15 protein-coding genes and 1 pseudogene are annotated in these 14846 nt (G+C 46.2%); 7 read left to right on the top strand and 9 right to left on the bottom strand.

Annotation, left to right across the window (positions count from 1 at the left end; translation table 11 throughout):
* The first annotated feature begins 305 nt into the window (after nucleotides 1–305).
* From QT992_RS16355 to murQ, 3 genes and pseudogenes are all read left to right on the top strand, one after another.
* Nucleotides 306–680 carry a DUF3110 domain-containing protein gene (locus QT992_RS16355; RefSeq protein WP_333321172.1) on the top strand — a complete coding sequence of 125 codons (375 nt, stop codon included), beginning with the start codon at nucleotides 306–308 and terminating at the stop codon, nucleotides 678–680.
* Between the two features lie 505 nt (nucleotides 681–1185).
* Nucleotides 1186–2458: pseudogene (gene iscB / locus QT992_RS16360) on the top strand (RNA-guided endonuclease IscB).
* Between the two features lie 72 nt (nucleotides 2459–2530).
* Complete coding sequence (murQ, locus tag QT992_RS16365; RefSeq protein ID WP_333343022.1) at nucleotides 2531–3445, top strand: N-acetylmuramic acid 6-phosphate etherase; 915 nt, start codon at nucleotides 2531–2533, stop codon at nucleotides 3443–3445.
* 69 nt (nucleotides 3446–3514) lie between these two features.
* Here the strand turns inward: murQ and QT992_RS16370 are convergent, their stop codons facing one another.
* The 4 genes from QT992_RS16370 to QT992_RS16385 form a co-directional block, all read right to left on the bottom strand.
* The gene (locus QT992_RS16370; RefSeq protein WP_333343023.1) at nucleotides 3515–4045 is read right to left on the bottom strand and encodes an adenylate kinase; all 531 of its coding nucleotides are present in this window, start codon (nucleotides 4043–4045) and stop codon (nucleotides 3515–3517) included.
* Between the two features lie 171 nt (nucleotides 4046–4216).
* Nucleotides 4217–5500 (bottom strand): CAP domain-containing protein, encoded by a 1284-nt coding sequence (locus tag QT992_RS16375; RefSeq protein ID WP_333377325.1) that lies wholly within the window; start codon nucleotides 5498–5500, stop codon nucleotides 4217–4219.
* Between the two features lie 641 nt (nucleotides 5501–6141).
* Complete coding sequence (nblB, locus tag QT992_RS16380) at nucleotides 6142–6816, bottom strand: phycobilisome degradation protein NblB (RefSeq protein ID WP_333322114.1); 675 nt, start codon at nucleotides 6814–6816, stop codon at nucleotides 6142–6144.
* Nucleotides 6817–6937: 121 nt separating this feature from the next.
* Nucleotides 6938–7399 (bottom strand): CBS domain-containing protein, encoded by a 462-nt coding sequence (locus QT992_RS16385; protein WP_333377327.1) that lies wholly within the window; start codon nucleotides 7397–7399, stop codon nucleotides 6938–6940.
* 244 nt (nucleotides 7400–7643) lie between these two features.
* On the opposite strand from QT992_RS16385, the gene QT992_RS16390 reads away from it, so the two are divergent.
* From QT992_RS16390 to QT992_RS16400, 3 genes are all read left to right on the top strand, one after another.
* Nucleotides 7644–7970 carry a (2Fe-2S) ferredoxin domain-containing protein gene (locus tag QT992_RS16390; protein ID WP_333322118.1) on the top strand — a complete coding sequence of 109 codons (327 nt, stop codon included), beginning with the start codon at nucleotides 7644–7646 and terminating at the stop codon, nucleotides 7968–7970.
* Between the two features lie 81 nt (nucleotides 7971–8051).
* Entirely contained in the window at nucleotides 8052–9524 is a 1473-nt protein-coding gene (gene dacB, locus QT992_RS16395; protein WP_445305391.1) for a D-alanyl-D-alanine carboxypeptidase/D-alanyl-D-alanine endopeptidase, read from the top strand.
* 217 nt (nucleotides 9525–9741) lie between these two features.
* Complete coding sequence (locus QT992_RS16400) at nucleotides 9742–10638, top strand: alpha/beta hydrolase (protein WP_333322121.1); 897 nt, start codon at nucleotides 9742–9744, stop codon at nucleotides 10636–10638.
* A 226-nt stretch (nucleotides 10639–10864) separates the two neighbouring features.
* Here the strand turns inward: QT992_RS16400 and QT992_RS16405 are convergent, their stop codons facing one another.
* Nucleotides 10865–11089 (bottom strand): response regulator transcription factor, encoded by a 225-nt coding sequence (locus tag QT992_RS16405; RefSeq protein ID WP_083888111.1) that lies wholly within the window; start codon nucleotides 11087–11089, stop codon nucleotides 10865–10867.
* A 29-nt stretch (nucleotides 11090–11118) separates the two neighbouring features.
* Complete coding sequence (locus QT992_RS16410; protein ID WP_333342606.1) at nucleotides 11119–11592, bottom strand: Coq4 family protein; 474 nt, start codon at nucleotides 11590–11592, stop codon at nucleotides 11119–11121.
* Nucleotides 11593–12204: 612 nt separating this feature from the next.
* On the opposite strand from QT992_RS16410, the gene QT992_RS16415 reads away from it, so the two are divergent.
* Entirely contained in the window at nucleotides 12205–12924 is a 720-nt protein-coding gene (locus tag QT992_RS16415; RefSeq protein WP_333342603.1) for a hypothetical protein, read from the top strand.
* 22 nt (nucleotides 12925–12946) lie between these two features.
* Here QT992_RS16415 and QT992_RS16420 read toward each other — a convergent pair whose 3' ends face one another.
* The 3 genes from QT992_RS16420 to recA form a co-directional block, all read right to left on the bottom strand.
* Complete coding sequence (locus QT992_RS16420) at nucleotides 12947–13276, bottom strand: Txe/YoeB family addiction module toxin (RefSeq protein ID WP_333377329.1); 330 nt, start codon at nucleotides 13274–13276, stop codon at nucleotides 12947–12949.
* Nucleotides 13200–13373 carry a type II toxin-antitoxin system Phd/YefM family antitoxin gene (locus QT992_RS16425; protein WP_333377339.1) on the bottom strand — a complete coding sequence of 58 codons (174 nt, stop codon included), beginning with the start codon at nucleotides 13371–13373 and terminating at the stop codon, nucleotides 13200–13202. The genes QT992_RS16420 and QT992_RS16425 overlap by 77 nt, the downstream gene beginning before the upstream one ends.
* A 190-nt stretch (nucleotides 13374–13563) precedes the next feature.
* Nucleotides 13564–14700, bottom strand: coding sequence for a recombinase RecA (gene recA / locus QT992_RS16430; RefSeq protein WP_333342599.1), 1137 nt, complete (start codon nucleotides 14698–14700; stop codon nucleotides 13564–13566).
* Nucleotides 14701–14846 lie beyond the last annotated feature (146 nt).

Genomic DNA, 14846 nt, shown 5'->3' on the forward strand with positions numbered 1-14846 from the left:
CAGAGTCCAATAACCTTTACTAAACTTAATCAAAACACGCAACACCACCTAATACCAAGTCCTCCAACTCCCCTAAATCCTCTCGATCCCGCTAGTGCAGGCTCGGTGGTCAATCTAAAATCTAAAATCTAAAATCTAAAATCTAAACACGTCCCCCTCCAGGGTAGACTCCAGAAACCTTTACCGAACTTAATCAAAACACGCAACACCACCTAAAACCGACAGTCAATCTAAAATCTAAAATCTAAAATCGCACGATCGCTCCTAAGATAAAAAAACGGTGGTTAAGAAGGTCTTTAAAACTTATGCGAGTGTTCGTCTTACTCTTCAATGCCCGCACCGAGAATGAGGGAATTCATACCATTCAACTCGGCGATCGCAATAAAGTTCTGATGTTTGAGTCAGAAGACGACGCCACCCGCTTTGGCGTGATGTTGGAAGCTCAGGATTTCCCAGAGCCCACTGTCGAGGCGATGGACGATGAGGAAATTAAGGAGTTCTGCGATGATGTTGATTATGATTGGGAACTGGTGCCGGCCGGCGCGCTGGAGATTCCGCCAGAAAACAATGTAACACAGACTAAGTGGCAGCCGGAGCCGGAGCCAGAGCCGGAGCCGGATTCTGACGTTTCCCAAAACGAACTGGATTCGATTCGCCGCCGACTCGAAGGACTTTTGTAATAGTCATTAGTCATTAGTCATTAGTCATTAGTCAGCAGTTATTGGTAATGGGTAATGGGTAATGGGGAATTGCCTCTCTCAAAGGAAGTAGATTTAGCCGATCGCCCGCAAGCGCAAATTTCGAGCCTTTGAGTCACGACTTCACCAAGCTCACCAGCGGGCAGGCAGTGCGTACCCTATTTTGTACACCTAATGACTAATGACAATGACTAATGACCAATGACCAATGACCAATGACTAATGACTAATCAAAAAACGTCAATCACCCGGCGCTGCTCGGAGTACCGAGACAGCGCGGGCACAGAAAGAGCCTAGTTGACCAGTCTAAGTGGTTCGCCCACTACGTTTAAGGTAAGCGTTGAAGTACCTACCGGAGGATGCGTGCTAGTCTTCCGCTCTAGAACTTAAAAGTTAAACAGGTGTAAGGGTTAAGCCAGTGCTTTTAAGATAGTTACCGACCTTAAACATTGACGAAGCAAACATTACCCCGTAAGGGAGGACTTAAATGTCTAATTTGGTTTTTGTACTTGATACCAAAAAACGACCGCTCAATCCAATCCGCCCCGGATTGGCACGTAAATTGCTAACTAATGGCAAAGCTGCTGTCTTCAAAAGGTATCCATTCACGCTAATTTTGAAAGTAGAGGTAACAGTACCGCAAAAACCAATCACTCTCAAAATAGATCCTGGCTCTCGAACTACGGGAATTGCGTTAATACAAGGAGAAAACGTAATCTTTGGTGCAGAGTTAACACACCGAGGACAAGCTATTAAAGCCAGTCTGGAATCTCGCCGTTCATTGCGTAGAGGCAGGAGGAATCGCCATACTCGCTATCGTCGGGCCAGATTCTTAAACAGGACTCGCCCTAAAGGTTGGCTAGCCCCAAGTTTGCAGCACCGCGTCGAAACAACACTGACATGGGTGACTAGATTGATGAAACTCGCCCCCATTGCTTCTATTGCTCAAGAGCTTGTGCGATTTGACTTACAGCAATTAGAAAACCCAGAAATCTCTGGAATCGAGTACCAACAAGGCGTTTTGCATGGCTATGAGATGCGCGAGTATTTGTTGAACAAATGGGAGAGAAAATGCGCTTACTGTGGTGAAATAAATACACCGCTACAAGTCGAGCACATTCATCCCAAAGCCAAAGGCGGATCTAATCGCATTTCTAATCTTTGCCTTGCTTGCGATGCTTGCAACAAAAAGAAAGGTACTCAAGATGTTGAGCAATTCTTGTCTAAAAAGCCAGAGATTTTGAAGCGGATTCTATCTCAAGCAAAACGTCCGTTAAAAGACGCAGCAGCCGTTAACTCAACTCGCTGGGCATTATTTAATCGACTCCGTACAACAGGCAAGCCTGTTTCTACAGGTAGTGGTGGCTTAACGAAGTTCAACCGCATTCAATTAAATTTACCTAAAACTCATTGGCTAGATGCAGCTTGTGTCGGAAAGGTTGAGTCATTGAAGATTTTAACAAGCAAGCCACTATCGATCAAAGCAACTGGTCACGGGACACGTCAAATGTGCCGCACTGGCAAATTCGGCTTTCCATCTCGCTATGTCCCCAGACTTAAGTTTGTTAAAGGTTTTCAAACGGGAGATATCGTCAAAGCGATTGTAACCTCTGGCAAGAAAATTGGTACATACGTTGGACGTGTTGCCGTAAGAACCAGTGGCTCATTCAATATTTCCGCCGAGCGAATTGGTGTCAGGAATTAGCCACAAATATTGTTCAATTGTTCACAGAAAGGATGGTTATTCGTATGCAGCATAAACCTTGCCCCCCTTTTCCTCTCGCTGCTGACCTGGGTACAGGTACAGCGCGAGTCTCCAAGGGGGAAGAAAGATGAAAAATTTAGAAGAAAGAGGGCATCTGCTGACGGAACAGGTGAATGCCAACAGCGAGAATTTAGACCAACTCAGTTCGATCGAATTAGTGGACTTGTTCAACCGGGAAGACGCCCAAACCTTAAGCGCGATCGCCCGCGCCCGCGAACAGTTAGCCCATGCGATCGACATTGCAGCAGAGTCTCTGCGTCAAGGAGGCCGCCTGTTTTACGTCGGTGCGGGTACTTCCGGGCGCTTGGGGGTGCTGGATGCGGCCGAGTGTCCCCCCACCTTCTGCACGCCGCCAGAACTCGTACAGGGCATAATTGCCGGGGGTGCGGGGGCTTTGGTGCGGAGTTCGGAGGATTTGGAGGATCGGGCTGAGGATGGGGCCGAGGCGATCGCCCACCGTCACATTAATAATCTAGATGTAGTTGTCGGGATTACGGCTGGAGGTACGACGCCGTTTGTCGCGGGCGCTTTGCAGGCGGCACGCCAGCGGGGGGCGAAGACTGTGTTTATGGCCTGCGTACCCGTCGAACAAGTCAATTTTGAGGCTGATGTTGATATTCGGTTGTTGGTTGGCCCGGAGGTAGTAGCTGGTTCGACGCGCTTGAAAGCCGGTACAGTCACAAAAATGGCTTTAAATATCATTTCGACTGGGGTAATGGTGAAGCTGGGGAAGGTTTACGGCAATCGGATGGTTGATGTGGCAGTAACTAATAAGAAATTGCGCGATCGGGCTGTGCGGATGTTGCAAGATTTGACTGATTTGAACCGGGATGAAGCGGGTTTTTTGCTCGAAAAAAGTGGCAAGTCTGTTAAGTTAGCTTTGATGATGCACTGGACTAATTTGGAGAAGGAAGAGTGCGATCGCATTTTGGGGGAGTTTCAAGGGAATTTGCGATCGGCAGTAGCATCGATTGGTCATTAGTCAGTAGTCAGTAGTCAGCAGTCAGCAGTCAGCAGTCATTAGTCATTAACAACTGCCAACTGCCAACTGTCAACTGTCAACTGTCATTTGCGATATCGATGCAAAAAATTGTGAAATCTCTTCAGTGGATCTGATGTGATAAACACTTTTGGTATTTTGGGCGCGATCGACATACTCGCGATATCTGGGAGTCAAATACTTGTGACACAACCAAAGAACGCGGTAACTATTAATTGAACTCTTCAAGATGGGGCTCTTTTCCGGCCAGCCTTCTGGCGGTATAAACTTACCTGTAATCAGCCGTTTAGTCACCCACCCGAAATGCACGTATAAGGGCAGATCGACAAAAACCAGACTATCCGCCTCGTTGAGTCGAAGCCAGACGGTTTCCATACAACCAAAACCGTCTATAATCCATCGGTCAGTAGCCAAAATTTTCTCATGGATACGCTTATATTCTTCATTTGGAACCTCAGCGCCCCCAGATTGATATTGAATCTTATCCAAGGCGTAAAGTGGCAAACCAGTGATTTCTGATAATCTCTTGCTGAGAGTTGATTTACCGCCTCCAGCGTTGCCAAACACGGCTACTTTTTTCATAGTTATCCCTCTTAGTAATCATGCAGTTTGTAGCAAGATTTGGGAGAATTGCTATAACAACTGAAGTAGTAGGGTGCGTCAGCTTCGACAATCTGGGCTACCTATCCAATCCCTACCAACTGACGCACCTTACAAGCTGCATAAGTAAAATTTTACACTACCGATTCCCCGTTACCCATTCACAAAAACGATCGCCGTAAGCTGACTTTGATTTACACCCTGCACGATTCCCAAATAATTACTGCCAGACTTAATCGCCGTAGAAGGGATGCTTGCGCCTCCATCCAACTGCAAACTCACAGATTCAAAAGTCAAATTGGCAAATCCGATACCGTCAGTCAAACCAATTTTATCCCCAGCCACAAAATCGGTAATCACATCCGCACCAATTAAAGTAGCCGAAGCAGACAAACCTCCTGCTAAGATAAACGTATCATTTCCGCCGCCGCCCGTCAGAATATCTTGCCCGCGATCGCCCGCCAACACATCGGATCCGTTACCGCCAATCAAGACATCATCTTCTTTGCCGCCGCGAATAGTATTGTTACCGTCTCCTCCGATTAGTCGATCGTTATCATTGTTGCCGCTGATAAAATCATTGCCAACACCGCCATCAATTAAATCGGATTCTTTGCCACCGGATAAGCTGTCATTGCCACCTGCGCCATTAATTGTATCCGCACCTTGCATTCCATTAATGCTATCAGCACCTTCTCCCCCCGTGATATTGTCTTTGCCGGAAAGGGCAAAAATTGGCAATCCCGCAGCATTTGTTGGTATTTGAGTATCGGCACTATCTGATAGGAAATAATTGCCGCCACTGGCTGTATTTTTGGGTGCTTGTGTCGGGCTGCCGTCCCCTGTAGCATTGGGTATTGGCGAAGTAATAGATATAGTGTTTGGTGTGGGAGTAGGTGTGGGAGTAGGTGTCGGTGTCGGTGCGGGATTGACACTACCGTCAAGAGAAGTCGCAAAAACTTGCGTCCAATAGTGATTCCAATTTTCTGTGCCAGTATCGTCGGCTAAGAAATAGTAACCAATCCCAATTTCTTTGATATTCGGGTTAAGAATGTTAGCCCGGTGGCCGCTGCTGTTCATCCACGATGATACAACTTGTTCGGGTGTAGAAGAGCCCGCAGCAATGTTTTCTGCCGCCGCTGAGAATTGATAGCCCGTTGCAGAAATCCGACTTCCTAATGACGAACCATCTTTTCCGGTATGGGAAAAGAAGTCTTGCAGTGCCATGTTTTGGCTGTGATTTGCCGCCGCATTTAGTAACTGAGTATTTAAGGTTAGCGGGGACAAACTCAATTTGCTGCGTTCGATGTTGGTAAGTTCTAAAACTCTATTAATAAAGTTTTGATTGGTTGGGCTTGGTGCTACTTGAGAGGCCGATCGCTCTCCTATTAAAATGTCAGAGGACTGATAACCGGAATTTTGTAGTTGTTCAAGCATGGGGACGTTCACGAGTTTTAAGAGTTTTTTTGCTGGTAGATGACTTACCCTCTTAACGATAGTTTCCCCGATCGCTAGCTGGCTGGACACAATTCAATAATTGTGTTAATCCCTGCCGCTGCTGTATCTATTTTGATTATAGCTGTTGTCAAAGTGTGGATGTCAAGAGCCCCGCTATGATTGGTAAAGGGAAGAGTACGCTCGAATTTAAGGATAGTTTCAAAGGAATTTGCGATGGGAGCATCTCAGTTTTGCATTTACAGTGCGAGCGTCCCCGCTCGCGTATTGTACAATACGCGAGCGGGGACGCTCGCACTACAATAAAAAAAAATGCTTTTTACAAAACTGAGATGCTCCCATGTGCGATCGCCCGTGGCATCAATACAATTTTAGATTTGAGATTTGAGATTTGAGATTTTTCCTGATTAGTATGGTTTACGCGGCGCACCCAGCCCGCTGGCTGGCTAGAAACCCGGTTTCTACGAGTTTTGCAGAGAGGAACGACAAATATAGGAAGAAACCGGGTTTCTGAATTCTGTGTGCGATCGCCAACTAAGTTTTTAGTAGAATCCTCACAAAAAAATCTAAATTAATTCAAAATTCACAACCGCGCAGGGTTGTTCCGGATCGCGAAAGCAATCTCAAGATTTCAAACTATTTTCTTGTCCGACTTTAGCCTCCTGAGCAACTTGATCGACCTCATCTTTGGCGAGAATTTCCAAAGCTGTCTGTGCTTCTGCACCGCCCAACCGCCCCAAAGCTTGGGCGACTCTGTAACGGATCTGCCAATCTGCATTGGAAGCGTAGGGAAGCAGCAGCGGCAGCGCCCGTTTATCTCCCAATTCACCTAATGCGCTGATGGCAATGGTTTGAATCAATTCGTTTTCAGAAGTGAGGGCATTTTCTAACATCGGAAAGGCTTTCGGATCTCCCATTTCTCCCAAAGCCGCGACGATGCTCAGTTGCACCAGCCATTCAGAGGTACTGCTATAAACTTGCTGCAAATCTTCTAAAGCATCGGTTAATTTCAATGCGCCCAAAGCATCGGCTGCTGCTGCTTGCACGTCGGGTTCGGGGTCGTTGTTCAGGCTGTTTCGCAGTACCTCTAAAGCGTTCGGCAGATTCTGCGTGCCGAGGGTTGATATCTGGCTGACTGCTGCGTAGCGAACCCGGACGTTTTTGTCGCCGATCGCAATTTGAATCAGTTTATAGGCGATCGCGGGTTCTAGTTGCCGCAGTTGGTTGACTGCTCGCAGTCTTTCGCCAAAATCCTCGGAATTCAGCAATTGTTCGACAGACTCAGGGGTAATGCTCATCGGATTTGAGATTTTAGATTTTAGATTTTAGATTTGGTAATTGGTAATTGCCAAAAGTGAGGGAGATTGAAAGAGCGCTCGACTCATTTTCTGATACAGTCTTGGAACTGCAACAGTTAATTTAAGATTCGGCAGCCATCGAGCGAATAATATCTCCCCTAGTGAGGATGCCGATTACTTTACCCGCAGTATCGACCACCGGCAATCGATGGATGCTGCGATCGTGCATCAGTTTGGCAGCTTCTTGGACAGATTTGTCGGGCCCGATGGTAACTGGCTCTGTACTCATGGCTTCTCCTACTGTTTGTCCTAAAGCCTTGTGGAGTTCTCGCTCGTAACGAGAGGGATTTTCCAAATAAATTACGCTGTCGAGCACCATTATGTAAGCGGGCGGAGTTACGCCGGTTTCCCGCCACATCAAGTCGGTTTCGGAGATGACTCCTACCAACAAGTCATTCTCATCTACGACGGGAAGACCGCTAATGCGTCGATCGGCTAAAATTTTAATCGCTTCGTTCAAGGGCATTTCGGGTCGCGCCAAAATCGGCTCGCGGCTCATTACATCGGCTACTGTTTTTGGCATGATTAGCGGTTGATTGAGTTATCTCTCCTTATCGATCATATAGGCAAAGGGCGGCACAGACTGAAGAAAGGCAGCTCTGCTGAAGGGATTCGTTAGAAGGTAGAAGGAAGGAAAAAGTTTGAATGCCAGAATTTTGCTGTTTTTTTCGATCGCACTATAAAATTCTGCGCTTTGCCTCTCTCCGGCGAGCGATCGGTCTGACAAGATTGTTAAGATATCTTAAAGAGCGGATAAATCCTTACCAATGCCAGAATCTCCAGCCACAGAACCAGACTCCCAACCAGAAGCGCGCTGTGTATTGGTTTGCCAGTATCAATCTTGCCTGAAAAATGGTTCAGCAGCAGTGCTAGCTGCTTTTGAAGCTCAACAAGTTGCAGGGGTGAAAGTGGAAGCCTGTAGTTGTCAGGGACAGTGCACCACTGGCCCGACTGTACGAGTTACCCCGGACGAAATTTGGTATTGTCGAGTTAAACCGAGTGATGTACCCTTGATTGTGGAAGACCACCTCAAAGAGGGAAAACCTGTAGAGGCGCTATTCAATCCGAGAATTCATGCGCGTTATTATTATTAATATTGACTTGATTCGGTGAAACTTCCAAGCTCTGGCGCATCTAATTTTAATAGTTATTGTTAAGGAACTGGCACTTTGAAAATCCAAAGAATTGCGCTGAGTTTGTTAGTCCTAATTCTGGGGCGTCCGTCGGCGGTTATGGCGCAAACGTCGGCGGTTGCTGGGGATATTTGTCCGGGGGAATTGGGAGCGCAAGTAGATGCGATCGCCAACCGTCCCGAATTTAGCCGATCGCGCTGGGGCATTTTGATTCAACCTCTATCTTCTACTACTACTCTTTACAGCCGCGATGCCCAAAAATATTTTATTCCAGCATCAAATGCCAAGCTGCTAACCACAGCCGCTGCTTTGCAGAAACTCGGTGCAGACTTTCGGATTAAGACATCGGTTTACAGCGGCGAAAATGGCAGTTTGTACGTTGCCGGCAGGGGAGATCCGAGCATTGCTGAGGCTCAGTTGAAATCCTTGGCGCAGCAGTTGAAGCAGCGGGGAATCAGTCAAGTTAACCAGTTGATTGGGGATGACAGCTATTTTCAAGGCAGTGCAGTTAATCCGAATTGGGAATGGGAAGACGCGCAAGCTGGCTACGGAGCGCCGATTAACAGTTTAATTTTCAATCAAAACGCGATCGACCTTCTCTTGTCCCCGCAGGCGATCGGGCAACCTCTGAAAGTTACTTTTGCCGAACCAAAGCTGGCAAATCAGTGGCAACTTCAGAACAATACTGTTACCGTCGCTCAAAACGAATCTGAGTTTATTGAAGTTGGCAGGGAGTTCGATCGACCTATAATTCGACTTAGCGGACAGTTGAAAGTTGGTGGCGAACCTGAATCAGCTTATGTCGCAGTTGTCAACCCTGCTAATAATTTTTTGCAGCAGTTTCAGCAAGTTTTGGCGGCTGAGGGAATTCCTGTTAAACAGGCTTTAGTTGCATCGGCTTCTCGCAATTTAAATCAAGAATTAGCGACCGTTGAATCGCCGCCGCTGGCGGAATTGGTGAGAGAAACTAATCGCGAAAGCAACAATCTTTATGCAGAAGTTTTATTGAGATTGTTGGGGAAAGTTACAGACAAGATGCCTGTGCCACAAACACTCACAGGCAAGATGCCTGTGCCACAAGAGGATACAGGTGAAATGGGTTTGAAAGAGTTAAAAACAGTTTTAACTCAATTAGGAGTAAATCCAAACAGCTACAGATTAGCCGACGGTTCCGGCTTGTCTCGCCACAATTTAATTACTCCAGAAGCCTTAGTGGAAACTTTGAGATTTATGGCCAATTCACCTGCTGCATCTATTTACCGCCAGTCACTGCCGATCGCTGGCGAGAGCGGCACTTTGAAAAATCGCTTTAATGTTACACCAAATCGCGTAATTATGCAAGCAAAAACAGGAACAATGAGCGGAGTTTCGGCGCTGTCGGGATATATCGAAGTTCCGAATTACGAGCCGCTGGTGTTTAGCATTATCGTCAATCAATCTGACCTATCGACGGCAAAAATGCGATCGGCAACGGACGAAATTGTGCTATTATTGAATCGCCTGCGCCGCTGTTAAAACAACAGATTTAAGGTAAAAAACGTGAGTTCAGTAGTTACGCATAAAAAACCGGACACCCAAAAACCCTACAAGTTTTAAGTTTCATTAGATTGCAGCGGCGGGGATCGAAAAGCAGCTACAATAAAAGTAGAAAAATTAACACCATTGGGACGTTTTAGCCTGCTACCAGTCGGCGGGTTCTGTACTTCCCGAAAATAAGTCTAACTTTCCCACTATGAATTCTTTAGATTCCGAACAGCAACACATCTTTGTCAAAACCAATAACATCCGCCTGCACTGCGTTTCTCAAGGAGAAGGCGAGCTCGTTCTCCTCCTGCATGGGTTTCCAGAGTTTTGGTACTCTTGGCGTCATCAAATCCCTGCTTTAGCGCGTCATTTCAAGGTGGTAGTGCCGGATTTGCGGGGCTACAACGATTCCGACAAGCCGGAAAGCGGCTATGATTTAGATACCCTAAGCGCCGATATTCGCGGTTTGATTGCGAGCCTCGGTTATACAAAAGCTCACGTTGTAGGTCATGATTGGGGAGGGGCGATCGCGTGGCACTTAGCTCAAAAATTCCCCGAACAACTCAACCGCTTGGCAATTTTAAACGCTCCGCACCCGCAGCGATTCATGCAGGAAATGGCGAGCAATTTAGATCAAATCCGCCGCAGTTGGTACGTTTTGGCATTTCAGGTTCCCGGCATTCCCGAATTGTTGATCCGGCAAAACTTGAAAGATTTTGTTCACAATGTTTTCCAAGGACAAGCTGTTCGCAAAGGATCTTTTAGCGCTGAGGAAACTAAGATTTATCAGACTGCTTTAGAAAAGCCGGGAGTATTAGCCGCCGCTATCAATTATTACCGGCAGATGTTTCATCCGCAGAGGCTTTGGAATTTGGGGCAGAAATTAGAACCTGTGACAGTTCCTACTTTGGTGCTTTGGGGAGAAGATGATGCGTTTTTGAGCCACAAACTTGTAGAAGGTTTAGACAGATTAATTACGGCTCCGTTTAAGTTGAAATTAGTTCCTCACTGTGGTCACTGGATTCAGCAGGAAGCGCCGCAAACGGTGAATCGAGAATTGCTGAGTTTTCTGAGAAATTCTTCTGCTTCTGTGGCTTTGGCATAGAAAAAAATTAACGCTTGCACATAAGAACGGGCAAGATGCCCGTTCCACAAAAATTCAATAATTGCTGAGTTTTCTGAGAAATTCTTCTGGTTCTGTGGCTGTGGCATAGAAAAAAAGTAACGCTTGCACATAAGAACGGGCAAGATGCCCGTTCCACAAAAATTCAATGTTCTTGTGGAACGGGCATCTTGCCCGTTCCTAATATCTGACGCACCCTACTTATTTATTAGTCCCAGAGCAAATTTTCTTGGATCAGCAGTGCAATCATCGCAGTTCTGGAACAAACACCGAGTTTGATAAAAATCCGCCTCACGTAAGTAGCAACCGTCCAGTGACTGATATTTAAATTTTTGGCAATACATTTGTTGGGCAGGCCTTGGGCTACTAATTGCGCGATCGCTCTTTCGCGTGGACTCAGGCTAATTTCCGGTTTGTAACTTGTGCTTTGCATACTTTTCCAATGAGGTAACGAGTTAAAATCTAATCAATTAAGGGTACAATCCCGAGTTTCTCTCGAACTTCAGATAAAGGAGTTTCCCAATCAGATGCAACGTCCCAATTAATTAGCCGAGTGGCTAATTTTCCGTGTTTTAAGCCTTTGATAATTTGTCCGATCGCGCATTTGCCACCGATCAGTCCAACTAACACTAAAATCGCACAGGAAGGGCGAAAGACTTGAGCGCGAGTAAACGCTTGAAGTATCAATTCATCTTCTGTTGAAGCTGAAAGACCAGTCAGCACGTGCCAAACGTCGTGGTTTCGCTGAATCCAGTCTCCCGATGCGATCGGCTCAAAGCCTTGTTCGTCTAGAAATCGCGCCACTTCGCACCCTAATGTTCCTGCTGGCAGTTGGCGCAATTTTTCCAAGTCTATTTCAAAAGGTCGATCGCTCTCAATTTGAGGATTAATTGTTTGAGCAATCTTTAATATAACTTCTAATTGACCGTCAGCCATGATTTATTCTCCCTCGAACAATGATTTAACTCTCTGGCAAATTAATTTGTGTTTGTCAAGTTCATTTTTGCGATGAATCAAGACGACTTTTTTTACGGACTCAGCTTAGAAATCGTACTTTCTGTCACAGCAATCGGCTATCAGGAGCTTTTACATTTCTTTACAAGCATTCTTAGATTTGAAATCTGCTACCTGTAAAAATCGCCCTAGTTTTTCTAATCGCCACTTAACCCACCGGGAAGTACCCGTAAAATCTACAGTATTTAGCGGTGATTGGAACTCCCTTACTTACGTATATAAATTTATTCTGCTGCTAATTATTGGAACCTGCAATGAGTCAGAAGTTGAAGCTTGCAGGCCTCGTGATGCAGGTGCATACAAGTGAAGAGAGCTGAAGGGAGCTGAAGTAAGGTGAAGTTATCCAGAGTTGATTTTTCGGAATTACGCAGTAGTGCCAATCCCCCGTGGTTGCCCAATTTGTAGTGGTCATCATGGGCGATTGCCCCTATGTCGTTAGAATGTCGCTCAAATGAGTGTCACTCATGTGAGCGACTGGTCAAATATGTTCACCAACAGCTACAAATAAAGTAGAGATTCATACAAGGTGTTGCTGTGAAAAAACTTTCCATTTTGTTATCCACAGGAGTTGTGTCATTGATTTGGTGCGCTGCTGCTAGCGCTACCACTTATGTTAATCCTAACGGTAAAACTACTTTAAACTTGTCAGAAAAAGGAAACAATCGCAGCGGTTTTTACTTAACCAAAGTAGGCAATCGGGAATTTTTTGGCAATATTCAAATTACCCGTTCCGAAGGAGCAGTAGGCTCTTACTATTACAATGGGACTTTCACAGACAGTGCGACCGGCCCTGGCACAAAAATTGTTTGTTCTGGAGATATTGCCATTGTCAGGCGTCAAGTGGGAAGAAGCAGCCAATTGGGAGCCGAAGTTACTTGGAAGGTGAAAGCAGGAGAAAATTGTCCTTCTATTGGCCAGACATTTAAAGTAAATTTAGTCGAAGCTTTACCGCGTCCTAATGCAAGTGGCGACTATACTTTTAGCAATGCTAATACTTGGTTGAGTCCAACAAATGGTTTTGTAACTTGGCCTGCTTGGCGAGTGACCTCGCGAGATGGACAACTCAACTGCCGCAAGACCGCAAACGGAGCAATTCAACAAGTTTACCGCGCGGATAGAGATACAGTTGCTGCTGAACTCAGGGGAGCAAATGCGATTACGATGGCGAACGGTCAACCCTGGATGCTGACAAGACAAGGCTGTTATGTGCGCGCTAATTCTCAATACGTTCAGCCCGTTTCTCTGCCTGAATAAGTGTTCGTAAATAGGGAGAATCTCAATGAAAGCAGCCCTCCGCTAGAAATAGGAGTTTTGAGGCAGTAGGCAGAAGGAAGGAGCCAGGAGAAGTATTTTTACAAATATGAGAGGCTCCCGCCAGATTCTCCCTCAGTGGTTCTGGCTTTCCGATCCCCTCAAAGGGCAATCGGATTGTTGCCTCAATTAGCTTGTTAATTCGTTTTAACGTTTTCTTATCTTGCCCTTGCCAATATAAATAATCGCCCCAAGCCTCATCCGTCCATGCTAACTTTCTAGTCATCCAACAAATTTCGCTCCACCACTTTCCCCTGCTTAAACTGAGCAATAGAACGCTCCAAATGGGCAGCATTGGCGGGAGATTTAAGTAAATGAACTGTTTCCAGCAAACTATTAAAGAACTCTAGCGACATCACCACGGCATCCTCCGCATCCCGTCTCGTGATGATGGTATTACTGGTTTACTGGTTTACTGGCTGTGCCTCTTAACCCGTGTAAGCGACAAGCGAGCCGAAGCCGAGCGAAAATTAAATTCGAGGCTCGCTTGTCGCTGTTGAGCGTTACTTTCGTTCTTTGCGAAAGTAACGAGTAAAACGAGTAAACAACCAGTAAACGAGTAACAATTGAGGACTAAAAAACTTAGATTTCTTCGTCCAAACCATCTACATCATCTACATCATTTACATCATCTACATCATCTACCTCATCTACATCATCTACCTCAATAGGAGCGACAGAATTAGCAGAAACCAGAGCACCAGTCTCAAGTTTCTTTTTAACTAGCTCCTCAATTTCATTTTTGAAATCGATGTTTTTCTCCATGTGCTGGATCACTTTGTCTCGTCCTTGAGCTATGTTCTCTCCGTTGTAGCTATACCAAGAACCTTTTTTGATGATTACTCCCATTTCGTCGGCCAAGTCAGTCAGACAGCCTAAAGTAGAAATGCCTTTGCCAAATACAATGTCAAATTCGGCAATACGGAAAGGCGGAGCAACTTTATTTTTAGCAACTTTAACTTTCGTGCGGTTGCCGTATTCTTCGGTACCTTTTTTCAAGCTTTGAATGCGGCGAATGTCAAGCCGCACGCTGGCGTAGAACTTGAGTGCGTTGCCGCCGGTTGTTGTTTCGGGGTTGCCGTAAGTTATGCCGATTTTCTGCCGCAATTGGTTGAGGAAAATGACGGTACAGCCGGATTTGCCGATGTTGCCGGTGATTTTCCGCAAAGCTTGGCTCATCAAACGCGCTTGCAAACCCATGTGGGAGTCGCCCATGTCGCCTTCGATTTCGGCGCGGGGGACGAGGGCGGCTACGGAGTCAATTACTACGATATCGACGGCGACGGAACGGACGAGTTGATCGACTATTTCTAGGGCCATTTCGCCGGTATCCGGCTGGGAAACTAAGAGATTTTCAATATCGACGCCTAAAGCTGAGGCGTAGGTGGGATCGAGCGCGTGTTCGGCATCGACGAAGGCTGCGATTCCGCCGGATTTTTGGACTTCGGCGATCGCGTGGAGGGCTAGAGTGGTTTTACCGGAACTTTCCGGGCCATAAATTTCAATGACTCGGCCTTTTGGCAAACCGCCGCCCAAAGCAATGTCCAGTGTCAGGGCTCCGGTGGGAATGGTTTCTACCCTCATGCGAGTGGAGTCTCCCAATCGGACGATCGCCCCTTTGCCAAAGCTGCGCTCGATTTGGGAAAGTACGGAAGTTAGGGCTTTTTGCTTTTCTGAGTTTTCAGTGGAAGTTTTTATAGACGCTTCTTTTTTTGCCATTTGCGGTACGCGGGTAGACCCCTTGCGGAGCTTGTTGATTAACTGTACAACACGTATGTTAGCAGTTATTTTTGGGGTCTGGAGGTTCTGGGAGCATTTGGTTGAAGATTCTTGATTTTGGGGTGGTTCAGCCTGCTCCCGCCTTC

This window comes from Microcoleus sp. T3_D1 (assembly GCF_036700405.1).
Taxonomy (GTDB): domain Bacteria; phylum Cyanobacteriota; class Cyanobacteriia; order Cyanobacteriales; family Microcoleaceae; genus Microcoleus.